19 protein-coding genes are annotated in these 22,962 nt (G+C 71.3%); 13 read left to right on the forward strand and 6 right to left on the reverse strand.

Annotated features, from left to right (window positions below):
* Nucleotides 1–79: 79 nt before the first annotated feature.
* The 3 genes from hslU to VMS22_13985 are packed head-to-tail and all read right to left on the reverse strand — an operon-like array spanning nucleotide 80 to nucleotide 2,848.
* Entirely contained in the window at nucleotides 80–1,420 is a 1,341-nt protein-coding gene (gene hslU, locus VMS22_13975) for an ATP-dependent protease ATPase subunit HslU (protein HXJ35135.1), read from the reverse strand.
* Complete coding sequence (hslV, locus tag VMS22_13980) at nucleotides 1,417–1,977, reverse strand: ATP-dependent protease subunit HslV (GenBank protein ID HXJ35136.1); 561 nt, start codon at nucleotides 1,975–1,977, stop codon at nucleotides 1,417–1,419. The genes hslU and hslV overlap by 4 nt, the downstream gene beginning before the upstream one ends.
* On the reverse strand, nucleotides 1,952–2,848 hold the full coding sequence (locus VMS22_13985; GenBank protein ID HXJ35137.1) for a tyrosine recombinase XerC: 897 nt from the start codon (nucleotides 2,846–2,848) through the stop codon (nucleotides 1,952–1,954). The genes hslV and VMS22_13985 overlap by 26 nt, the downstream gene beginning before the upstream one ends.
* Nucleotides 2,849–2,887: 39 nt before the next feature.
* Here VMS22_13985 and VMS22_13990 point away from each other — a divergent pair, with 39 nt between their 5' ends.
* Nucleotides 2,888–3,304 (forward strand): hypothetical protein, encoded by a 417-nt coding sequence (locus tag VMS22_13990; protein HXJ35138.1) that lies wholly within the window; start codon nucleotides 2,888–2,890, stop codon nucleotides 3,302–3,304.
* A complete protein-coding gene (locus VMS22_13995) occupies nucleotides 3,301–4,089 on the forward strand; it encodes an outer membrane lipoprotein-sorting protein (protein ID HXJ35139.1) in 789 nt (262 codons plus the stop codon). Before VMS22_13990 ends, VMS22_13995 begins: the two co-directional genes overlap by 4 nt.
* A gap of 24 nt (nucleotides 4,090–4,113) precedes the next feature.
* Here the strand turns inward: VMS22_13995 and VMS22_14000 are convergent, their stop codons facing one another.
* Nucleotides 4,114–6,675: an FtsX-like permease family protein gene (locus VMS22_14000; protein HXJ35140.1), complete on the reverse strand. Its 2,562-nt coding sequence runs from the start codon at nucleotides 6,673–6,675 to the stop codon at nucleotides 4,114–4,116.
* A 57-nt stretch (nucleotides 6,676–6,732) separates the two neighbouring features.
* Between VMS22_14000 and VMS22_14005 the strand changes: the two genes are divergently transcribed.
* From VMS22_14005 to VMS22_14020, 4 genes are read left to right on the forward strand one after another with little or no spacing between them, the layout of a single operon-like run.
* On the forward strand, nucleotides 6,733–6,936 hold the full coding sequence (locus VMS22_14005; GenBank protein HXJ35141.1) for a dodecin family protein: 204 nt from the start codon (nucleotides 6,733–6,735) through the stop codon (nucleotides 6,934–6,936).
* 11 nt (nucleotides 6,937–6,947) lie between these two features.
* Nucleotides 6,948–7,154, forward strand: coding sequence for a dodecin family protein (locus VMS22_14010; protein ID HXJ35142.1), 207 nt, complete (start codon nucleotides 6,948–6,950; stop codon nucleotides 7,152–7,154).
* Nucleotides 7,151–8,602: a wax ester/triacylglycerol synthase family O-acyltransferase gene (locus tag VMS22_14015; GenBank protein HXJ35143.1), complete on the forward strand. Its 1,452-nt coding sequence runs from the start codon at nucleotides 7,151–7,153 to the stop codon at nucleotides 8,600–8,602. The genes VMS22_14010 and VMS22_14015 overlap by 4 nt, the downstream gene beginning before the upstream one ends.
* Before the next feature lie 18 nt (nucleotides 8,603–8,620).
* Nucleotides 8,621–11,077, forward strand: a complete 2,457-nt coding sequence (locus tag VMS22_14020; protein ID HXJ35144.1) for a fused MFS/spermidine synthase — start codon at nucleotides 8,621–8,623, stop codon at nucleotides 11,075–11,077.
* On the opposite strand, the gene VMS22_14025 is transcribed toward VMS22_14020, so the two are convergent.
* The gene (locus tag VMS22_14025; GenBank protein HXJ35145.1) at nucleotides 11,040–11,576 is read right to left on the reverse strand and encodes an HPP family protein; all 537 of its coding nucleotides are present in this window, start codon (nucleotides 11,574–11,576) and stop codon (nucleotides 11,040–11,042) included. The genes VMS22_14020 and VMS22_14025 overlap by 38 nt on opposite strands.
* 100 nt (nucleotides 11,577–11,676) lie before the next feature.
* Between VMS22_14025 and VMS22_14030 the strand changes: the two genes are divergently transcribed.
* Genes VMS22_14030 through VMS22_14040 form a run of 3 tightly spaced genes read left to right on the forward strand, consistent with a single transcriptional unit; the run spans nucleotide 11,677 to nucleotide 15,094 of the window.
* Entirely contained in the window at nucleotides 11,677–12,465 is a 789-nt protein-coding gene (locus VMS22_14030) for a hypothetical protein (protein HXJ35146.1), read from the forward strand.
* Between the two features lie 28 nt (nucleotides 12,466–12,493).
* Entirely contained in the window at nucleotides 12,494–13,528 is a 1,035-nt protein-coding gene (gene hpnH, locus VMS22_14035) for an adenosyl-hopene transferase HpnH (GenBank protein ID HXJ35147.1), read from the forward strand.
* A gap of 51 nt (nucleotides 13,529–13,579) precedes the next feature.
* Nucleotides 13,580–15,094: an ATP-dependent DNA helicase RecQ gene (locus VMS22_14040; protein HXJ35148.1), complete on the forward strand. Its 1,515-nt coding sequence runs from the start codon at nucleotides 13,580–13,582 to the stop codon at nucleotides 15,092–15,094.
* Between the two features lie 66 nt (nucleotides 15,095–15,160).
* Here the strand turns inward: VMS22_14040 and VMS22_14045 are convergent, their stop codons facing one another.
* On the reverse strand, nucleotides 15,161–15,406 hold the full coding sequence (locus tag VMS22_14045) for a hypothetical protein (GenBank protein HXJ35149.1): 246 nt from the start codon (nucleotides 15,404–15,406) through the stop codon (nucleotides 15,161–15,163).
* Between the two features lie 209 nt (nucleotides 15,407–15,615).
* On the opposite strand from VMS22_14045, the gene VMS22_14050 reads away from it, so the two are divergent.
* From VMS22_14050 to VMS22_14065, 4 genes are all read left to right on the forward strand, one after another.
* The gene (locus tag VMS22_14050) at nucleotides 15,616–17,907 is read left to right on the forward strand and encodes a DNA topoisomerase IV subunit A (GenBank protein HXJ35150.1); all 2,292 of its coding nucleotides are present in this window, start codon (nucleotides 15,616–15,618) and stop codon (nucleotides 17,905–17,907) included.
* A gap of 2 nt (nucleotides 17,908–17,909) precedes the next feature.
* Nucleotides 17,910–19,820, forward strand: coding sequence for a DNA topoisomerase IV subunit B (locus tag VMS22_14055; protein ID HXJ35151.1), 1,911 nt, complete (start codon nucleotides 17,910–17,912; stop codon nucleotides 19,818–19,820).
* Nucleotides 19,821–19,841: 21 nt separating this feature from the next.
* Complete coding sequence (fabF, locus tag VMS22_14060) at nucleotides 19,842–21,080, forward strand: beta-ketoacyl-ACP synthase II (GenBank protein ID HXJ35152.1); 1,239 nt, start codon at nucleotides 19,842–19,844, stop codon at nucleotides 21,078–21,080.
* Nucleotides 21,081–21,147: 67 nt separating this feature from the next.
* Nucleotides 21,148–22,761, forward strand: coding sequence for a glycoside hydrolase family 1 protein (locus VMS22_14065; GenBank protein ID HXJ35153.1), 1,614 nt, complete (start codon nucleotides 21,148–21,150; stop codon nucleotides 22,759–22,761).
* Nucleotides 22,762–22,962: the final 201 nt, after the last annotated feature.

Here is a 22,962-nt window from a genome sequence, read left to right on the forward strand (position 1 = left end):
GGCGTCAACCGAAGCGCAGCGTGAGCACGGCCGGAAGGCCGCGCCCCGCGTCACCGGGCGACCGTGCTCCTTCCCTGCATCAGAGGATGAAGCGGCTGAGGTCCTGATCCTGCAGGATGGCGTCGAGCCGCTCGCGCACCATGGGTGCGTCGACGACGATCTCGCGCCCGCCCAGCTCCGGGGCGTCGAAGGAGGTCTGATCGAGCAGTCGCTCGAGCACCGTGTGGAGACGGCGCGCGCCGATGTTCTCCATGCGGTCGTTCACCTCGGCTGCGATGCGGGCGATCTCGGCGACCGCGTCGGCGGTGAAGGTGAGCGTCAGGTTCTCGGTCGCGAGCAGGGCGACGTATTGCTTGGTGAGGGCGTTCTCGGGCTCGGTCAGGATCCGGACGAAGTCGTTCTTGGTGAGCGCTTCGAGCTCGACGCGGATCGGGAAGCGCCCCTGGAACTCGGGGATCAGGTCCGACGGCTTGGCGATGTGGAACGCACCCGACGCGATGAAGAGAATGTGGTCGGTACGCACCGGGCCGTGCTTCGTCGTCACCGTCGATCCCTCGACGATCGGCAGCAGGTCGCGCTGCACGCCCTCGCGCGAGACGTCGGGCCCGTGCAGCCCCTCGCGCCCCGCGATCTTGTCGATCTCGTCGAGGAAGACGATGCCCGACTGCTCAACGCGGCGCAGCGCCTCCTTCGTCGCGGCCTCCATGTCGATGAGCCGCGTCGCCTCTTCCTGCGCCAGCAGCTCGCGCGCCTCGCGGACCGGCACCTTCGTCTTCTTCGAGCGCTTCGGCATGAGGTTCTGCAGCATGTCGCGCAGCGACGATTCGATTTCCTCGAGGCCCTGCGGCGTCATGACCTCGATCGCGGGGCCGCCGGCCACCTTCGTCACCTCCACCTCGACGGTACGGTCGTCGAGCTTGCCGTCGCGCAGGAGCTGACGCAACTTCTCGCGCGTGTCGGCGTGGTCGTTGCTCGCGCTCGTGACGGCCATCGACGGCGGCGGCGGCAGCAGCAGATCGAGCAGGCGCTCCTCGGCGAGCTCGCGCGCCCGCACGCGCACCTTCTCGCGCTCCTCCTCGCGCACCATGTTGATCGCGAGCTCCGTCAGGTCGCGGATGATCGACTCGACGTCGCGGCCGACGTACCCGACCTCGGTGAACTTCGAGGCCTCGACCTTGATGAAGGGCGCCTGCGCGAGCTTGGCGAGGCGCCGCGAGATCTCGGTCTTTCCGACCCCGGTCGGGCCGATCATGATGATGTTCTTGGGCGCGATCTCGTCGCGCAGCGGTTCCGGCACCTGCATGCGCCGCCAGCGGTTGCGGAGAGCGATCGCGACCGCCCGCTTGGCCGCCCGCTGGCCGACGATGTAGCGGTCCAGCTCGGAGACGATCTCGCGCGGCGTGAAGGTCGACGTGCTCACGACGCGGCCAGTTCCTCGATCGTCAACTGGTCGTTCGTGTACACGCAGATCGCGGCGGCGATGCGCAAGGCCTCCTCGACGATCTGCCGGGGGCCGAGGGAGGAGTGCCGGACCAGCGCGCGCGCGGCGGCGAGCGCGAAGTTGCCGCCCGAGCCGATCGCGGCGACGCCGTCTTCCGGCTCGATCACGTCGCCCGTGCCCGACACGATGAGCAGCGCGTCGCGGTCCGCGACGATCATGAGCGCTTCCAGCCGTCGCAGCATGCGGTCGGTGCGCCAGTCCTTCGCCAGCTCGACGGCGGCGCGCCGCAGGTTGCCATTCACCTTCTCGAGCTTCTGCTCGAAGCGCTCGAAGAGCGTGATCGCGTCCGCGCCCGCGCCGGCGAAGCCGGCGATGACGCGATCCTGGTAGAGCCGGCGGACCTTGTTGGCGTTGTGCTTGACCACCGTCTGTCCGAGCGTCACCTGGCCGTCGCCGCCGAGGACGACGCGGCCCGCGTGGCGCACCGCGAGGATCGTGGTCGAGCGGAGCCTAGGCACGGGGATGTGCTCGGTCATACGCATCCATCAGGCGTCGCAGGTCGACGTGCGTGTAGCGTTGCGTCGTGGAGAGGCTCGCGTGGCCGAGCAGCTCCTGGATGGCGCGCAGGTCGGCGCCGCCGCCGAGCAGGTGCGTCGCGAAGGTGTGGCGGAGCGCGTGCGGCGTCGCCTTCGTGGTCGTGCCGCTGGCGACGACGTACCGCTCCATGCTGCGGGCGACGCTGCGCGACGTGAGCCGGCCGCCACGCGCGTTGCGGAAGACGGGGCCACTGCGCACCGGCCAGCCGCGGCCCGTGCACGCCGCGCGATAGGCGGCGAGGGCGCGCAGCGCCGGACGGCCGACGGGGACGATCCGCTCCTTGCGGCCCTTGCCGAGCACGCGCACGGTCTCGGCGTCGGTGTCGACCGACGTCCAGTCGAGCCCGGTGAGCTCGCTCACGCGCAGCCCCGAGGAGTACAGCAGCTCCAGGATCGCGCGATCACGCAGGCCCCCGAAGGCATCGGCCGCCGGCGTCGAGAGGAGTCGATCCACTTCGTCGAGGGAGAGATGCGCCGGCAGCTTGCGGCGCGTCTTCGGCGTCACGATGCCGGCGGTGGGATCCTTGCGCAGGCGTCCGGACGTGACGAGGAAGTGGAAGAAGCCGCGCACCGCGGCGAGCTTCCGCGCGATCGACGTACGCTCGGCCTCGCCGTCGAGCGTGCGCAGCCAGTGGCGGACGTCGGCAGCGCCCACCGCGCCCACACCGCTCGCACCCGCGACCGCGAGAAACTGTCGCACGTCGCCGAGATATGCGCGCAGCGTGTGCAGCGACGCCGCGCGCTCCGTGCGCAGATACGACGCCCACGCCTCCACGGCGTCGGCCGTTGCGCGCGCCGTCCTTGTCGGCATGATGACGGCGATGCTATCACGGCGCCCGGATCGAACAAGGTGAGAACACCGCGCACATTTGCCACGATTGGACTCCTGCTCGCACTCGCGACGAGCGGCGCGTGCCGTCCCGATCCGTCGACGTCGCGCGGCACCGCCGAATCGTTTCTCGACGCGCACTACGTCGCGATCGACCTCCATGCGGCGCTTCCGTTCACGAGCGGCGTCGCTCGCAAGAAGGTCGAGCAGGAGCTGGAGCTCGTGAAGGGCGTTTCGATCGACGACAGCACGATGAAGCCGATCGTCCGGTACGCGCTGCTCGAAGAGCAGGCCGACGCCGACGGCGGCGTGAAGTATCTCTATCAGGGCAAGATCACGGTCGAGAACGCCGACGGCCTCGAACGTCGCTGGCTCGTCACCGTCCGGCGCGAGCCCGACGGCTTCCGCGTCACCAACTACCAGGAGTTCGCCGAATGAAGCGCACGTACGTCCTCGCCCTCGCGCTCCTCGCCGTCGCACCCGCGTGGGCCGTGACGGGTCGCGAGGTGATCGACACCGCCCAGCAGAAGAACGGCTTCTCGACGTGGAAGGATCGCACGCTCGACGCCACCATGGACACGTTCGCAGGCAAGGCGCCGACGCGTACGCGGGTCATGGAGATCACCGAGACCACCGATCCGCGCGGCGAGCATCGGACCTTCATCTCGTTCACCAGTCCCTCGGACGTGCAGGGGACGCGCTTCCTGCATCTGTCGCCGCGCGGCACCGGCGACCAGCAGTGGATCTTCACGCCCGCGTCGCGCCGCGTGCGACGGCTCGCGGAGTCGCAGCGCGACGAGAACTTCTTCGGCGCCGACCTCTCGTATCGCGACCTCGAGCTGCTGGTGCGCATCCAGCAGTGGAACGACGCCGAGGCGACGGCGACCTTCGACAAGGAGGAGACGCTCGACGGCAAGGCGTGCAACGTCGTGACGCTGGTGCCGAAGAACGAGGAGTTCCCGAACTACTCGAAGTACGTGCTCTGGTTCGGGAAAGACGATTCCCTCCTGTGGCGCGTCGACGTGTTCGACCAGGACGGCAAAGTCTTCAAGCGCGTGCGACCGCGCAAGTACGAGCGCATCGGGGCGTACGCGACCGCCATGGAGGCCGAGATCGAGACGCTGCCCTACGACACGCGGACCGTCTTCGCCTTCCGTGAGGTGAAGTACGACCACGGCGTCGGCGACACGATGTTCAGCGTCTCGAACCTCGACCACGGCTGAGCCGCGGCGTGCCGCACGCGGCGGTTACTCGCCGCGCAGCGCTTCGACGACGGGCAGCCGGGCCACCCGGCGGGCGGGGAGGAGCCCCGCCGGCACGCTCACGGCGAGGGCCGCCAGCGCCGCGATCGGCAGCGACGCCGTCGCGAAGTGGAAGTCGAGGTCCCAGCCGAGCTGTACGGTGAAGTTCACGCGCACCCACAGCAGGGACAGGACGAGACCCATGAGGACGCCGCCGATCCAGCCGAGCACGCCGACGCCGGCGGCCTCGGCGACGACCGAGCGCGCCACCTGTGCGCGCGTCGCGCCGCTCGCGCGCAGCAACGCCAGCTCGCGACGCCGGTCGAGCGAGACGGCGAGCAGCGCCTCGGCCAGGCCGAGCGCGGCGACGACGAGCGGCAGCACCTCGAGGGCCTTGGTGAAGCGGAAGGCGCGGCGCACCGCGTCCTGGTGGTAGGCGTAGAGCTCGCGCTGCGTCAGCACCTTGAGACCGAGCCGGCCGCCCGGCCCCGCGGCGACCGCGCGCCGCACCGTTTCGAGGCTCGCGCCCGGCGCGAGCCACACGTGGAAGCGATTCGCCGTGTGGTCGTCCCACCAGCGCTGGTACGTCGGGCGCGCCATCACGATGCTGCCGCGGGGCGAGACGTAGTCGACGACGACGCCGGCGACCGAGGTCGAGAGCGGGCCGTGCGGTGTCTCGACGTCGAGGGTGCTGCCGACGCCGACGCCGAACTGGCGCGCGAAGTTGCGTGACACGAGCACGCCCGTGCCCGCCCGCACCGCGGCGAGCGCGGCGGTGGGATCGCCGGCCGAGAACACGAAGTCGTCCCGGCGTCCCGGGTCGAACGCCGCGAGCTCGAGGGAGTCGACGCTGATCCGCTCGCCCCGGAAGCGGTGCTCGGCCAATCGCAGCAGCTCGACGCGCGCGATGCCGGGGAGGGCGGCGAGCTCGGCCGCGAGCGACTCGTCGACCGGGGATTCGATCCATCCGGTGGTGGCGGTCGATGCGACCACGAGGTCGGCGCGCACCTGGTGGCGGATGAAGTCGAGAACCGACTCCTCGAAGCTGCGCGCCAGGGTGCCGGCCATGATCATGATCCCGAGGCCGAGCGCGAGCACGGCGGCCGCGAGCGCGAGCGCGCTCGGCAGGCGCGCCAGGCGATCGACCGCGAGACGGCTCGCGAACCCGACCCGCTCGCGGAGCGGCCCGAGCACGCCGCGCGCCACGTGCGCCGCGCCGCGCATGAAGAGACAGACGAGGAGGGCGTCGAGCGCGATCGCCGCGACGTTGCCGCTCCACGCGGAGTCCGTGCGGATGGTGAGCGCGAGCGCCACGGCGGTGACGACCGCGAGCGCCGCCACGACGAGCGGCGCCGGCCAGCGCCGTTCGGCTGTCGCGTCGGGCGGCCGGACCGCGGCGAGCGGCGAGACGGCCGCGGCGCCGCGTCCGGGTGCCCACCCCGCGACCAGCGCGGCGCCGAGACCAGCGACGGCACCCAGAGCGAGCGTCCCGGCCGTCACGTCGAGGCCGCGCGTGAACGTCGTCATGGCGAAGATGAGCGACGTGCTCTCGTTGGCGAGATCGATGAGGGCGCGCGCCAGCACGAGGCCGAGCGGGATGCCGAGCGCCGTCCCGACCGCGCCCGCGAGCACGGACTCGCCGACCACGAGGCGCAGGATCTGCGCGCGGGCGGCGCCGACCGAGCGCGCGAGCCCGAGCTCGCGGCGGCGCGCCGCGACGGCGGTGGCGACCGTGCTGCCGACGACGAACACCGCGGCCAGGAGGGCCAGCCCCGAGATGCCGGAGAGGAGCGTGCGATACGATCGGAGGTAGCGCTCGATCTGCTCGCCGCGCCGCGCCGGCGGCAGTGCCTCGAGACCCGGATCCAGCACGGCGGCGATGCGCCGCACCGCTTCGTCGGCCGAGACGCCGGGGCGCAGCGTCACGTCGACCTGGTCGATGCGGCGCTCGCGGCCGAGCACCGTCTCCGCGCCGATGACGTCCATGAGGATGAGGTTGCCGCCGAAGGCGCGCCCGACGCCGCCCGGCGGCAGGACGCCGCGCACGACGAACGTCTTGATGCCGACCGGCGTGCGCAGGCGCAGGGGCGCGCCGTCTTTCAGCCCCGTACGGGCGGCGAACGTGTCGGTCACCACGATGCTGTATGGATCGACGAGGAAGCCGAGGGGGTCCTCGACCACCCGATCGCCCGACCTCACGAGATGGAGTGTCTTGATGGCGTGGCCGTCGCTCACGTCGGCGGCGAACACGGCGAGCGCCTCACCGGCCGCGGGCGGATCCACGGCGAAGAACGTCTCGGTGAGGATGGGGACGGCGTGGTCGACGCCGGGCACGTCGCGGATGCGGTCGGCGACCGCCTCGTCGAACGATCCCTGACCGCGCACCTGCAATGCCGCCGTTCCGGCAAGGTCGTCGATGGCGTCGGTGAACGCCGCCAGGGTCGTCGCGTTGACGGCCTGGATCGCGACCACGAGGGCCACGCCGCAGGCGACCCCGCCGGCGGTGAGCGCGCTGCGCATGGGATGGCGCCGCAGCTCGCGCCAGGCCAGCAGCAGGACCGCTCTCACGACGCGCGAGTATGGCCGGCTTGAATGCCCCGGGCCAGCTCTGGTAGCCGCCTGGGTGTGGCCATCGCGCGGGTGACCGAGCTGATCACGTCGTCCCCCGACGGGTTCCGTGAGGCGGTCGAGGCCGGGGTCGCGCGGGCGGCCCGCACGCTGCGCAACATTACCGGGCTCGAGGTCACGGGCAAGCGCGTGAAGGTCGAGCGCGGGCTCATCACCGAATACCGGGTCGAGATGAAGCTCATCTTCCTGCTCGACGAGTAGAGGATCGGATCATGGCGGTCGCACGGCAGACACAGATCATCGGCGCGTCCCCGCACAGCTGGGAGGACGCCGTCCGCAACGCCCTCGAGCGCGCGAACAAGACCCTGCGCAACATCACCGGCATAGAGGTCCTGAAGGAGAACGCGGCAGTGGAGAACGGCAAGGTCGCGGAGTACCGGACGACGCTGCTCGTCACCTTCGTACTCGAGGGCACGTGAAGGCCGGCGATCGCATGACCGCGCTCGACGCGGCGTTCTTCAACCTCGAGCGCACGGGACAGCTCCTGCACGTCGGATCGGTGTCGATCACCGAGCGCCCGCTCGACTTCGCGCGCCTCGTCGACGACGTCGCCTCGCGGCTGCACCTGATCCCGCGCTACACACAGCGGGTCGTTCCGGTGCCGTTCAGTCTGGCGCTGCCGACGTGGGAGCCGGCGCCGCGCTTCGACGTCCGCCAGCACGTCTTTCGTCACCAGCTCCGCCCGCCCGGCGATCGCGAGCAGCTCGGCAAGCTCGTCTCGCGCCTGTTCGCGCGCCCGCTCGACCGCGAGCGGCCGCTGTGGGAGCTGCACCAGATCGACGGTCTCGAGGGCAACCGCAGCGCACTCTTCGGTAAGGTCCATCACTGCATGATCGACGGCGTCTCCGGCGTGCAGCTGATGGGCGTGCTCTTCGATCCCAGCCCGAAGCCCGCGCCTGCTCCCCCGGCGCCGCCGGCCGAGCCGACGCCGCCGTTGCCGTCGGCGACGCGCCAGCTCTGGCGCGGCCTGCGCGACGGGACGCGCACGATCGCGGCCCATGCGCGCGTCCTGGGCACGCTGCTCTCGAAACCCGAGGAGGCGATGGTCGAGCTCGGGCGGACCAGCGAGGCGGTGGGCGAGATGCTGCGCGTGCTGCTGGAACGCGTCCCGCCGACGCCGTTCAACGGCCACGTGAGCATCCTGCGCCGCGTGCTCTGGCGCACGGTGCCGCTCCACGAGCTGAAGAGCATCAAGAACCGCCTCGGCGGCACCGTGAACGACGCCGTGCTGGCGACCATCTCGGGTGCGCTCCGCCGCTACCTCGAGGGGCATGGCCACAACCCCGATCGCGTCGAGCTGAAGGCCATGTGCCCCGTGAACGTGCGCACGGCCGACGAGCACCTGGCGCTCGGCAACCGCATCTCGATGATGGTGGCGCCGCTGCCGGTCGGGATCTACGACCCGCACGAGCGCTACCGGCAGGTGCGCGCGGCGATGGCGCAGATCAAGGCGAGCGGGGAGTCGGCGCGGATGACGCGCATCCTCGATCTGATGACGTTGCTGCCGCCCGCGCTGCAGACCGCGATCGGCTGGCTGCAGGTGCAGTCGTCACCGGTGAACACGATCTGCACCAACGTCCCCGGGCCGCCGGTGGTGCTGTACGCGCAAGGCGTGCGTCTCGAGTCGATGGTGCCGCTCGTACCCCTCGCGCAGGGGATCGGGCTCGCGTTCGCGATGCTGTCCTACGCCGACACGCTCACGATCGGCGTGACGCTCGATCCGGCGCTGCTGCGCGACGGCGAGCGGATCGTCGAGTGCCTCGGCGAGAGCTTCGATGAGCTGTGCAGGATCGCCGGGGTCGAGCGCGGCGAGCGCCACGGCCCGGTGCGGCCCGAGCGCCAGCGCCGCCCGAGCCAGGTGGCGTAGGCCCAGGCGCGGCGCCTCGTGCTGGCCGTGCTCGTCGCCGCCTCGGGTGCGGCGCTGGTCGCGGCGGAGGTGCTGTGGGCGCGCGACTGGGCGCTCGTCCTCGGCTCGACGGCCGAGGGGACCGCGGTGGTCCTGGCCGCGACCTTCGGCGGCCTCGCCGCCGGCGCCGCGATCGGCGGCCGCCTGCGCGGCGGCCTCGCGGCCTATGCCCGCATCGAAGCCGGACTCGCGCTGGCGCTCGTCGGCTACGTCGTGCTGCGTCCGTCGCTCGCGCCGCTCGTCGTCGGACTCGAGGCGGGGGCGCCGGAGCCCTGGCGCATGCTCGTGCGGGTCGGATGTCCGCTCGCCGTGCTGCTCGCGCCGACGCTGCTCGCCGGCGCGACCATGCCGGTCGTCGCCGCCACCCGCGACGTACGCGACGCGCGCGGCCTGGGCGCGCTCTACGCCTGGAACACGCTCGGCGGTGCGGCCGGCGCGCTCGCCGTGCCGTTCGTCCTCCTGGGCACGCTCGGCATGCGCGGCAGCTACGTCGCGATCGCCGCCGTGGACGCGGCGGTGGCCGGTGTCGCAGGCTGGCTCGGACGAGGTGTGCCAGACGCCCACCGTTCGGCGCCGGCGACCGCAGTGTCCGCATCCGGCGCGTGGCGCCCTGCCGTTCTCGCGGCGATGGCCGGCTTCGTCGGCCTCGCCGGCGAGGTGCTGTGGACGCGTGCGCTCGCCGGCAGCCTCTCGAACAGCGTCTACAGCTTCGCGATCGTGCTGGCGGTCGTGCTGCTGGGGATCGTCGCGGGTGCGGCGATCGCGACGCGCCTCCTGTCGCGATGGCCGGCCGAGCCGGTGCTCGCGTGGACGTTCGCCGCGCTCGGCGTCGCGGTCGCGTGCTCGGTCGAGCCGCTGGGCGCCGTCGGCGCCGCGCTCGGTGCTCGCCCCGCCACGAGCCTCGGCGGCGGGCTCGCGGGCGAGGTCGCGCTCGCGACGAGCGTCGTGCTCGCGTCGGCGATCCTGCTCGGCACGGTGTTCCCGGCGACGCTCGCGCTCGTGCGTGGCGGGACGGCGAGCGCCGCCATGGGACGCGTCCTGGCCGCGAATACGCTGGGCGGCATGGCGGGATCGATCGCGGCCGCCTTCGTCTTCCTGCCGCGTCTGGGTCTCGAGCGAAGCCTCTGGCGCCTGGCGCCGCTCGCCTTCCTCGCGTCGGCGCTCGCCGCCCGGCGGCGGATGCGCTGGGCGGCGCTCGGCCTCGCCGTCGCGACCACGATCGTCGCCGACACGGCGACCTTCGCCCCCTGGCGCTCGGGCGTTCCGCCGAGCGAGCGCATCGTGCTCGAGCGCGAAGGTGCCGCGGCGACGGTCACCGTCGGCGAGGACGCGAACGGGGCGCGGCGGCTGCGCGTCAACGGTCGCTACTCGCTCGGCGGCACGGATGGGCTGCTCCTGGAGGAGCGCGAGGCGCACGTACCCATGCTGCTGCATCCGCATCCGCGCACCGTGCTGCACGTCGGCGTCGGCACGGGCGACACGATGGGCGCCGAGCTCGCGCACCCCGGCGTCGAGGCGGACGGCGTCGAGCTCCTGCCCGAGGTGCTCACCGCCGCGCAGGCCTTCGCGGCGACCAACGGCGACCTGCTCGCGAACCCGCGCGCACACCTCGTCGCCGACGACGTGCGGAGCTTTCTCCTGCGCACGGATCGTCGCTACGACGTGATCGTCGCCGATCTCTTCCTGCCCTGGACGGCGGGCGCGAGCGCGCTCTACTCGCGCGAGTTCTACGCGCTCGCCGAGAACCATCTCGCGCCGGGTGGCCTCGTCTGCCAGTGGCTGCCGCTGCACCAGCTCGCGGTCGGCGATCTCGAAGCCGTGGTGGCGACGTTCGTGCGTGCGTTCCCGGACGTCGAGCTGTGGTCGGCCTATTACCGGACGTCGACGCCGCTCGTGGGCCTGGTCGGGCGGCGGGAGCCGGTGGCCGTCGACGCGACGGCGCTCGCGGCGCGCATGAGCGATCCGGCGCTCGCGCCCGCGCTGCGCGAGGTGGGGCTCGTGGGCCCGCGCGATCTCGCGGTCCTGTACGTGACCGACGGCCGCCGGCTCGCGACCGCGACCGCCGACGCCCTGCCGATCAGCGACGATCGGCCGCGGCTCGACCTCACCGCACCGGCCGCCTACTTCCGGCAGCACGAGCTGGCGCGGGAGGACCTCGCCTGGGTGGCGGCGCGCCTCGATCCCGGACCCGGCCCGATTGCCGGTGCCAGCGCGTCCGCCGAGCTGCGCGCGCTCCTGCTGACGGCGCAGATGGCGCTGCTCGCCGGCCGGCCGCAGGACGAGACGACGGCCTACCTGCGCGCCTACGCGATCGCGCCGGGGCTCCCGACCGTCGACATGGCGCTGCGCGCGATCGCCTCGAGTCGGCGCGCGGCGGGAGACCGCGCGACCGCGTCGCTCATCGAGCGGACGCTCGGGCGCGCCTTCGCGGAGTGACGCGCGCGCCGGCCGAAAGGCGCTCGGCGATGCGCGGGAACGCCGCGATCACGGCGGCGACGTAGACGACGGCGAGGAGGAGCACCACGACGTCGCTCCCCGGCCGGAGGATGCCGAGGGCGACGAGGAGCGCGGTCGCTCCTGCGGGCGTGTGCACCCGCCGCGAGAGCAGCATCCCCAAGAGGGTGAGGCCGAGCGCAAACGGAAGGGCCAGCATCCGGGCCGCGGTGACGCCGACCACGAGCGCCGAGGGCTGACCCATGAGCCCGCAGACCGCCAGCGCGGCGAGAGCACCCGCGACGGCGATCGCGTGACCGGCAACGATCGTCAGCGGGGCATTCTCGGGCGCGTCGGGCGCGACGGCGGCCGCGACGAGCGTCGCGCCGAGCGAGGGGACGACGACGGGGAGGCCGCTCACCCAGGCCGCGAGCGACATCGCGGCGACGCCGATCATGGCGAGGACGCAGATGATCCAGGCGGGGCGGCGTTCGCGTGACACAGGCTGTTGCCTGTAGCCGCCGGCGGTTCGCCACGCAATGAAAGTCGCGAACGGCGATTGCCTGACCGAACGGTTTAGAGTATCCGGTCAGCCGCACGGAATGGAGGATGTGGTCGTTTTCGCCGCCCTCTCATGGGAGGCGCGGGCGGTACTGGACGGGCTGCAGGGCGTGGAGCCTTCGGAGCCGCGTCGCTGGCGGGGCTATCTCGGCGACGGCGCCTCGGTCACCGTCCTGCAGGTGGGCATGGGACCCGAGCGCGCCAGGCTCGCCGCCGAGCGCGCGCCGGGGGCGGACCTCTTCCTCTCGATCGGATGCGCGGGTGCGCTCGCCGGTGGCCTGCACGCCGGCGACGTCGTGATCGGCGAGAGCGTGGTCGTGCTCGATTCCGCCGGCCGCGTCGGCGGCGAGCTCGCGGTGGAGGGGCGGGCGATCCTCGCCTGGGCGGCGGCACGGGGCATCGCGGTCCGCTCCGGTCCCGTCGCGTCGAGCCCGGTCGTGCTCGGCACGCGCGACCTTCGCACGAGGGCGGGACGTGGCGGCGCGCTCGCCGTCGAGATGGAGAGCGCGGGGGTCGCCGCGGTCGCGCAGGCGCGCGGCATCCGGGGCGCCCTCGTGAAGGTGATCCTCGACGAGTCCGGCGACGACGTCGCGCTGCCGGGCGGCAACCTGATCGACGCCGCGACCGGTGACCTCGACGTGCCGCGCGCGCTGGCCACGATCGCCCCGCGCCCGCACTACTGGCCGGCAGCGCTGCGCCTCGCGCGGCAGCAGCGCGTGGCCGAGCGCCGGCTGCGCGAGTTCGTGGCGCTGCTGTTCAGCGCCGGCCTCGAAGCATTCGGGCTCGTGCCCCCGGCCGCCGGCCGGTCGGCTTCGGCGCAGACCGGGTGATCTCACGGAGAACCCCAGGGAGGGACGGATGCGGTTTCCGCTCCACATCGCGACCGACATGATGAAGTGGCAGCTCACCAACTGGTGGTGGGGCCAGACGCGCGTGCCGATCGTGCTCATGCTCGAGCCGCTGCACACCTGCAACCTCGCGTGCATCGGCTGCTCGCCGGAGCGCTACTCGGGCGATCTCCGGAACCGCCTCCCGCTGACGAAGTGCTTCGAAGCGGTGGACGCCTGCGGCGCGCCCGTGGTCTCCGTGTGCGGCGGCGAGCCGACCGTCTATCCCGAGATCGTCGAGCTGGTCGACGGCATCGTCGCGCGCAAGAAGCACGTCATCATGTGCACGAACGCGATCCTGCTCGACCGCTTCTACAAGAAGGCCCGCCCGCACAAGCGTCTCACCGTGAACGTCCACCTGGACGGCATGCGCGAGACGCACGACAAGGTCGTCGACCGGCCGGGGACCTTCGACCGGGCGATCGACATGATCAAGGAAGGGAAGCGCCTCGGCTACGCCGTGCAGACGAACACGACCGTCTATCGGGAGACGTCGGTCGACGAGCTCGACGCCATGTGCGCGCTGCTGACCGACCTCGACGTCGACGGCATCCTGCTCTCGCCCGGCTATCACTACGAGGCGATCCAAGGCGACGAGCACTTCCTGTTTCGGGACGAGATCCATCAGAAGTTCCAGCGCGTGCTCGAGCTGGCGCGGGTGTACCCGAAGATCTCCTCGACGCCGCTCTTCCTCGAGTTCGCCGCCGGCCGGCGCGACTACCCGTGCACGCCGTGGGGCAACCCCACGTTCACGCCGAACGGCTGGAAGGGGCCCTGCTATCTCATCGGCGACAGGTACTACGGGTCCTGGAAGGAGTTCTTCGCCGGCGTCGACTGGGACTACTGGGAGCGTCGCGAGGACGTGCGCTGCCACAACTGCAAGATGCACTCGGGATTCGAGCCGTCGGTCGTCCGCAAGCTCGGCGAGAGCTTCGGCGACGTCGTGACCATGGCGCGCTGGCAGCTCGCGAACGTGCGCGGCGCCCGGCCGCGCGCGGCCGCGTAGCGGTAGCGGACCGGGACTGGATCGCGGCCGGCGGGCTGCTATAGGGCCGCGATCGACCAGCTCCCGCTCAGCCCCCGCGCCACGCCCCGCGACGTTCTCGTCGGCGTTTTCGGCTACACCGACTTCCGTCCGGGTCAGGAGAAGATCATCGCGACCGTGCTCGCGGGACGCGATTGCATCGGCGTCATGCCGACCGGCGCCGGCAAGTCGCTCACGTACCAGATTCCGGCCCGCATCCTGCCCGGCACGGTGCTGGTCGTGAGCCCGCTCATCTCGCTCATGAAGGACCAGGTCGATGCGCTCGTGCGCAGCGGCTTCCGCGCGACGGTGCTCAACTCGACGCTCGACTGGGAGACGCGGCGCGATCGCCTGCGACAGCTCCGCGCCGGCGAGTACGAGCTCGTGTACGTCGCGCCCGAGGGGCTGGAGGGCAGCCTGCGCGGCGCGCTCGCGGACGTCCGGATCTCGCTGGTCGCCGTCGACGAGGCGCACTGCATCTCGGAGTGGGGGCACGACTTTCGTCCCGCCTACCGGCGGCTCGCATCGCTCAAGAACGAGCTCGGCGGCGTGCCGATACTGGCGCTCACGGCCACCGCCACGCGCCGGGTCGTCGGCGACATCATCCGCCAGCTCGGCATGGTGAAGCCCGACGGCTTCAAGGGGTCCTTCTTCCGCTCGAACCTCCGCTTGATCGCGCACAAGAAGGGCGACGGTCGCGGCTCGCGCAAGGACCTCCTCGCGTACGTGCGGCGGCGCGCCGCCGCGGGCGAGAGCGGCATCATCTACACGCTCAGCCGGCGCAACGTGGAGTCGCTCACCGACTTTCTGCGGACGGCCGGCGTGCGGGCGGCGCCGTACCACGCGGGTCTCGACGACGACGTCCGCACCCGCAACCAGGACGCGTTCGCGCGCGACGAAGTCGACGTGGTCGTGGCGACGATCGCCTTCGGCATGGGGATCGACAAGTCGAACGTGCGCTACGTGATCCACCGCGAGCTGCCGCGCTCGATCGAGAGCTACTATCAGGAGGTGGGGCGCGCCGGACGCGATGGCCTGCCGAGCGACTGCATCCTGCTCTATTCCTGGGCCGACGTGGTGAGCCACCAGCGCTTCCAGGAGAGCATCGAGGACGCGCAGGTCCGGCGGAGCGCACGCGATCGGAGCGTCGCGACGTTCGAGCTGGCCGACGCCGCGGGATGCCGGTGGCGGCGGCTGGTCGCGTACTTCGACGAGACGATCGAGCCGTGCGGGACGGCGTGCGACGCGTGCTCGGGCGAGGGGTTCCTCGACCTCGTGCGGCCGGCGAAGCTGCCGCTGCGGCCCGCGGCGCCGTCCGCCGAGGCGATCGACGACGCGCTCTTCCAGCGCCTGCGCGCCCTTCGACGCCAGCTCGCCGACGGCGAGGGCGTGCCGGCGTACATCGTGTTCAGCGACGCCGTGCTGACGCGGATGGCGGCCGCGCGTCCGACCGACGACGCGAGCCTGCTCGCGATTCCCGGCGTCGGACCCGCGAAGCTCGCGCGCTACGGCGAAGCGTTCCTGCGCTTGCTGCGCGAGCCGGACTGACGCGCCTCAGGAGCCGCGCCGGACGCGCATGCGCGACGCGTCCGGCGCGGCCACTCGTGGCGCGGGTCAGTGCGTGACGTGCGCCGTCGGAATCACCGCCGCGAGCGGAACGAAGCGGTGGTCCGAGAGAGCCCCCTGCGGGGCGAGCTGCGCCCCGAGGCGCACGGCACCTTCCCGGGCACGGCTCGTCACGGCATCGACGAGCCAGTCTTGCCAATGCGGGACGCCCGTCGGGACGGCGATCGACGACGACACGGAGGCGCGGGAGGAGTCCCTCTGGCCGGCGGCGAGGAGGAGGACGGTGACCGTCACGGGCGTATCCCCGTTCTGCACGCCCGTGTCGGGAGCAAGGGGGGTGCCACGGCGACCTGCGAAAATCCAGAGTCCACGCCGAATTCGTCCCCGATGTTTCGTGCAGCGCTGCCCGCCCGGGCAGGCTCGTGCGAAATCGCCCCGCACCGGCTCGCGTTCGCTGCGGCAATTGCTAAGATGCGCGCGATTTTTGCGGGGTGGAGGGGACGATGGGTATCGCAGCACCTCTCGAGACAGATCTTCGTGCGGCCGCCGAGGAGCGGTATCTCAGCTACGCGCTGTCGGTCATCACGTCGCGGGCGCTCCCCGACGTGCGCGACGGCCTGAAGCCGGTTCAACGCCGCATCCTCTATGCGATGTGGCAGAACCTGCGCCTGACGGCGGGCGCGCGGCCGCGCAAGTCGGCCGCCATCGTCGGGGAGGTGCTCGGCAAGTACCACCCGCACGGGGATCAGGCCGCCTACGAGGCCATGGTCCGCATGGCACAGGACTTCTCGCTCCGCTACCCGCTCGTGCATGGCGAGGGGAACTTCGGCTCGCTCGACGGCGACGGCGCGGCCGCCTACCGCTACACCGAGGCGCGCCTCACCGCCCTCGCCGAGGAGCTCCTCGAGGACCTCGGGGCCGACACCGTCCCCTTCCGCGCCACGTTCGACGCGATGTTGGACGAGCCGATCGTGCTGCCGTCGGCCATCCCGCAGCTCCTCATGAACGGCTCGACGGGCATCGCCGTGGGCATGGCGACGAACATCCCGCCGCACAACCTGCGCGAGGTGGTGGCCGCGCTCACGGCCATGATCGACGAGCCGGACATCGCCGTGAAGGACCTCCTGAAGCACGTGAAGGCGCCCGACTTTCCGACCGGCGGCGAGGTGCTGAACACCAAGCGCGAGCTGCGCGAAATCTACGAGAGCGGCCAGGGGCCGATCCGGCTGCGCGGCGAGTACAAGATCGAGAGCCTCGCGCGCGGCCGGCGCCAGATCGTCGTCACCTCGATCCCGTACACGGTGAACAAGGCCGAGCTCGTCGAGGCGATCGCGAACGAGATCGTGGCGCGCAAGCTCCCCCTCGTGACGGACGTGCGCGACGAGTCGACAGGCGACGTGCGCATCGTGCTCGAGCTGAAGGCCGAGGCGTCACCCGAAGCCGCGATGGCCTACCTCTACAAGCACACCGCCCTGCAGACGAACTTCAACGTGAACCTCACGTGCCTGCTCCCCAGCACGAACCCGGCCGTCGGGCAGCCGGCGCGCGTCACGCTGCGCGACCTCTGCCGTCACTTCCTCGACCATCGCATGGTCGTCGTCACGCGGCGCCTCGAGCACGAGCGCAAGAAGCTCCTGGAGCGCCTGCACATCCTGGACGCCCTCGCCAGGATCTACGACGACCTCGACCGCGCCATTCGCATGATCCGCAAGGCCGAGTCGCGCCAGGACGCCGCGCAGGCCCTGATGAAGGGCTTCGATCTCGACCAGGTGCAGGCCGACGCGATCCTCGAGATCCGGCTCTACCAGCTCGCGCGCCTCGAGATCTCGAAGATCCTCGAAGAGCGCGGCGCCAAGCGCGCCCGGCTGAAGGAGATCGAAGCGCTCCTCAAGAGCCCGAAGGCGCGCTGGAAGGTGATCCGCGAGGACCTCGAGCGCATCGCCGAGAAGTTCGGCGACAAGCGCCGCACGCAGGTCGGCCGCGCCGAGGAGCTCGAATACAACGCCGAGGCCTACATCGTGCACGAGGAGACGACCGTGCTCCTGTCGCGCGACGGGTGGCTGCGGCGCGTGCGCGAGCTGAAGGATCCATCGTCGGCGCGCCTGCGCGAGGGCGACGCGGTGCAAGCCGTGCTCGCCGGCACGACGCGCGACCACCTCGTGCTCTACTCGACCCACGGGTCGGTCTACGTGCTGCGCGTCGCCGACGTCCCGGCGACGACCGGCTACGGCGAGCCCGTGCAGTCGCTGCTCAAGTTCGGCGACGGCGAGCGGGTGGTGGCGGCGCAGCTGAAGCGCGACGTCGCGGCGGCGGAGGCGACGAGCGGCCAGGCCCTTCTGCCCGGTCTGGGCGGCGCGGCGGCGCCGGGTCCGATCCTGGTCGCGACGGCGCGCGGCTTCGGCTTCCGCGCGACGCCCGATCTCTCGGAGACGACGCGCTCGGGGCGGCGGGTCGCGCGCGTCGGCGACGGCGACGAGATCGTCTCGGTCGAGCCGGTCGCGGGCAAGGTCGTCGTGGTGGCCGCGTCGAGCGGCAAGATGCTGCGCTTCCCCCTGGTCGACGTGGCGGAGCTCTCCGGGCCCGGCCGCGGCGTGACGCTCCTCAAGCCCGGCAGCGATGCGCGCGTCGTCGGCGCACTCGCGCTCGCGGAGAAGGACGACTTCCTCGCCGTCACGCCCGAGGGCAACGAGCGGAGGTTCGCCGTGACGGACGTTCCGGCCGGACGCCGGGCGGGGAAGGGCCAGAAGGTCGTGAAGCGCGGTGGGGTGGCCGCGGTGAAGCGGGTGGAGGAGTAGACATGGCGGCGACGTATACCGCGAAGGACATCCTGGTCCTGGAGGGCCTCGAGCCGGTGCGCCGGCGACCGGGCATGTACATCGGCGGGGTCGACGCGGCGGGCCTCCACCATCTCCTGTGGGAGATCGTCGACAACTCGGTCGACGAGGCCATGAACGGCCATGCCGATCGCATCCGCGTAACGCTGCACAAGGGCGGCACCGCGTGCACCGTCGTCGACAACGGGCGGGGCATCCCGATCGACAAGCACAAGCAGCACAAGAAGCCCGCGCTCGAGCTGATCCTCACGACGCTCCACGCCGGCGGCAAGTTCGAGGCCAAGAACTACTACCACTCGGGCGGTCTGCACGGCGTCGGCGCCTCGGTCGTGAACGCGCTCGCCGAGAAGCTGACGGCGCGGGTGAAGCGCGACGGCGCCGAGTGGGAGCAGAGCTTCGCGCGCGGCAAGGCGACCGGCGCCTTGAAGAAGATCGGTCCGGCGCGCGGCACCGGGACGTCCATCTACTTCAAGCCCGACCCCCAGATCTTCCCGCACACCACGTTCGATCCGAAGCTCATCGCCGAGCGCCTGGAAGCCCGTGCCTACTTGCACGGTGGTCTCACGATCGAGTTCGTCGACGAGGCGGCGGGGACGACGTCGACCTGGCACTACGAGGATGGTCTCAAGGCCTACCTCGCCAAGATCGTGAACGACGCGAAGCAGCTGCCGATCGGCGGCGACCTGTTCACGATCCACAAGCAGCAGGACGACCTGCACCTCGAGTGCGCGCTGGCGTGGACCGAGGACACGAGCGAGCGGATGCAGTCGTACGTGAACGGCATCCCGACCACGTCGGGCGGCGCGCACGAGAACGGCTTCCGCGGCGGGATCGCCAAGGCGGTCCGGAACTACCTCACGATGCACAACCTCGTACCGCGCGGTCTCACCGTGGCGGTCGAGGACATCCGCGAGGGGCTGGTGGCGCTGCTCGCGCTCAAGATCGCGCAGCCGCAGTTCCAGGGCCAGACCAAGGAGCGTCTCAACAACGCCGAGGTCACGCCCGTGATCGACGGCATCGTGCGGACGGCGCTCGAGAACATGCTGAACGCGAACCGCAGCGCCGGCGACGCGATCGCGCAGCGCGTGATCCTGGCCGCGAAGGCGCGCACGGCCTCGCGCGCGGCGGCGCAGCAGGTGCAGCGCAAGGGGGCGGTGTCGCACCGCCTCAACCTGCCGGGCAAGCTCGCCGACTGCAGCTCGACCGATCCGTCGGAGTGCGAGCTGTTCCTGGTCGAGGGCGACTCCGCCGGCGGATCGGCGAAGCAGGGACGCGATCGCGCCTTCCAGGCGATCCTGCCGCTGCGCGGCAAGGTGCTCAACACCGAGCAGGCGTCCACGGCCAAGGTGCTCACGAACAAGGAGCTCGCCGACATCGTCTCGGCGCTCGGCTGCGGCGCAGGAAAGGATTTCGATCCGGGCAAGCTCCGCTATCACAAGATCTGTCTCCTGATGGACGCCGATTCGGACGGCAACCACATCTGCACGCTCCTGCTGACGTTCTTCTATCGCCACCTCCCGGAGCTGATCCGGCAGGGCTACGTCTACATCGCGCAGCCGCCGCTCTACCGCCTCGACATCGGCAAGGACACGCGGTGGGCGCGCGATGACGCGGAGCGGGAACGCATTCTTGCCTCACTCAACGGAAAGCGCGACAAGGTCCAGGTGCAGCGCTTCAAGGGCCTCGGCGAGATGAACCCCCAGACCCTGAAAGAGACGACCCTCGCTCCGGCGAGCCGCTCGCTCCTCCGGGTCGGGATCGCCGACGCCGACGCGACCGAGCAGACGATCCAGACGCTCATGGGCCGCGACGTGGCGCCGCGATTCCAGCTCATCATGGAGCGTGCTCCCAAGGTCGACGACGTCGACGTGTAGACGGGCGAGGAGGTCGAGACGATGAAGCGCGTCGTGATCACGGGGCTCGGCGGCGTCACGCCGATCGGGATCGGCGTGGAGGACATCTGGGCGTCGGCCTGCGCCGGTCGCTCTGGGATCGGCCCGATCACGATGTTCGACGTGTCGCAGCAGAAGTGCCGCATCGCCGGCGAGGTGCGGGGCTTCACGCCCGAGCGCTGGATCCCCGCCAAGCACTTGAAGCGCATGGACGACTTCGCGCGCTACGCGGTCGCGGCGTCGGTCATGGCGGTCGACGACGCCGGCCTGCCGCTCGACGAGGAGCAGGGGCGGCGGATCGGCGTCATGCTCGGCAACAACAACGGCGGCGCGCGGACGATCTTCCGCACCGTGGCCAAGTACGTCGCCGAAGGCCCCGATTCCGTCTCCCCGTTCTACATCACCGCCATCACGACCAGCCTCGGTGCGGGGCAGGTGGCGATCCGCCTCGGCGTGCGAGGGCCCAACTTCACCATCGGCAACGCCTGCGCGTCGGGCTTGAACGGTCTCGGCGAAGCCTGGCGCCTCATCCGTGAGGGCACGTGCGACGCGGTGCTGGCGGGCGGCACGGACGCCCTGATCGATCCGACCGAGATCGCGGGGTTCGCGAACTCGCGCGCCGTCTCGTGCCGCAACGAGGAGCCGACGCGCGCGAGCCGGCCGTTCGATCGCGGGCGCGACGGCTTCGTGCTCTCCGAGGGCGCCGCGATCTGCGTCGTCGAGTCGCTCGACCACGCGCAGGCGCGCGGCGCGAAGATCTACGCCGAGATCCTCGGCTACGCGACCGGCAGCGAGGCGTTTCACATCGCCGCGCCGCTGCCCGACGGCCTCGGCGTCGCCGCGTGCATGGAGGCTGCGCTCGCGAGCGCGGGCGTCCGGCCCGAGGAGATCGACTGCGTGAGCGCGCACGCCACGTCGACGCCCGCCGGTGACGTCAACGAAACGCAGGGGATCAAGCGCGTCTTCGGCCCCCACGCGAAGAAGCTCGCCGTCACGGCCCCGAAGTCGATGACCGGGCATCTCGTGGGCGCCTCGGGCGCGGTGGAAGCGCTGCTCGCCGCCAAGACGCTCGAGACCGGCGTCATCACCCCTACGACGAACCTCGACGATCCCGATCCGGAGTGTGATCTCGACTACGTGCCGCACGAGGCCCGGAAGGCGGACGTGCGACTGCTGCTCACGAACTCGTTCGGTTTCGGGGGCGCCAACGCCTCGATGGTGATGCGCCGCTTCGAAGGCTGAGCCCGCGGCGCGGCGCCGTCGTCGTTTGACGTTGACAGCCCCGCGCCGCGGCGCGTACGACGAGCCCATGACGCGTCGCGTGTCGCTCTCGCTACTTGCGCTGTGCGTGGTCGCCGTCGCTCCCGCGCGGGCCTCCGGCCTGCCGTTTCCGGACGGGTTCCGGTGGGGGACGGCCATCGCCGGGTTCCAGAGCGACATGGGCGTCGGTGCGCCGAACGATCCCAACACGGACTGGTGGGTGTGGGCCCACGACGCGCAGAACGTCGCCGACCATCGCGTGAGCGGCGACGTCCCGGAGAACGGACCGGGATTCTGGCGGCTGTTCGCGAAGGACGCGAAGCTCGTGCGGCGCAAGCTGCGCGGCAACGCCTTCCGCATGGGGATCGAGTGGAGCCGTATCTTCCCGGCGTCGACCGCCTCGGTCGACATCTCCGGCGGCATCACGCCCGCGGTCCTGGCGCAGCTCGACGCGCTCGCCGACCAGGATGCGGTGGCGCATTACCGCGAGGTCTTCACCGCGCTGTGGGCGCAGAAGCTCGAGCCCATGGTGACCCTCAACCACTTCAGCCTGCCGACCTGGATCCACGACGCGCCGGCGGTGCGCGACGCCTTCCTGTCCGTGGACCCGTTCACCGGGCCGGTGCCGCCGGGCCTCGCGGCCGCTGGATGGCTCGACCCGTCGACCGTCGACGAGTTCGCGAAGTTCTGCGCCTTCGCGGCCTGGAAGTTCGGCGACCTGGTCGACGTCTGGGTGACGCTCAACGAGCCCCTGGTCGTGATCGTGAGCGGCTACGTGAACGCAGCGGGCGTCGGCGGCAACTTCCCGCCCGGCGTATTCAATTTCGCGGCCACTCTGCAGGTGATCCCGAACCTCGTCGAGGCGCACGCACGCGGGTACGACGCGGTGCACGCCTACGACACGATCGACGCCGACGGCGACGGCGTCGCGGCGCGCGTCGGCGTCGTTCACAACATGGTGGCGTTCGCGCCCGTGAGCCCCGCCGCGAAGGACGTGACGGGCGCTGCACACGCGGACTACCTCTTCAATCGCATCTTCCCGAACGCGGTCGTCTCCGGAAACTTCGACGCGAACCTCGACGGCGACACGGCCGATCCGGGCGAAGCCGCGCGGCCGGATCTGGTCGGGCGCTGCGACTTCCTCGGCATCAACTACTATCTGCGTGCCCAGGTCCTGGGGACGGGATTCCCCCTGACGCCGCTCGTGCCGCTGTTCGATTTCATTCCGATCCTCTCGTACCAGACACCGCAGAACCCCGGCGGTTCCCCCTGTCCCACGACGTGCACGGACTTCGGCTGGGAGATCTACCCGCAGGGCCTTCGCGAGCTTCTGACGTATGCCGGTACGCTCGGCGTGCCGATCTACATCACCGAGAACGGCATCGCCGATGCGACCGACGAGAAGCGTGCGCAGTACACGTACGACCACCTGGCCGTGCTGCAGCAGGCGATCGCCGACGGCGTCGCCGACGTGCGCGGCTACTATCACTGGTCGCTCACCGACAACTTCGAGTGGTCGAGCGGCTACTATCCGAAGTTCGGTCTCTTCTCGTACAACCCGGCCACCGGCGCTCGGAAGCGGCGCCGCGGTGCGTTCCCGTTCCGCGAGGCCGCCCGCTCGAACGCGATCACGAACAAGCTGATCGGCAAGTACGGGAACTAAGGCACCGACCCAAGACTATGTCTTGGGTCGGGGGCGAGTATGGAGCGGTAGTGGCACGCGCGACCGGCATGCCGCGGCCGGCGAAGCCGGCGCGGCAACGCTAGCACGCACGAGAGAATTGGTGCCGACAGGACGTAATGCCTCGTTGTGCTTCAACGCTTCGCGCGTACCTCGCTCTGCCGCGCCGGCTTCGCCGGCCGC

The organism is Candidatus Eisenbacteria bacterium (assembly GCA_035577985.1).
In the GTDB taxonomy this organism is placed as follows: domain Bacteria; phylum Desulfobacterota; class Binatia; order DP-6; family DP-6; genus DATJZY01.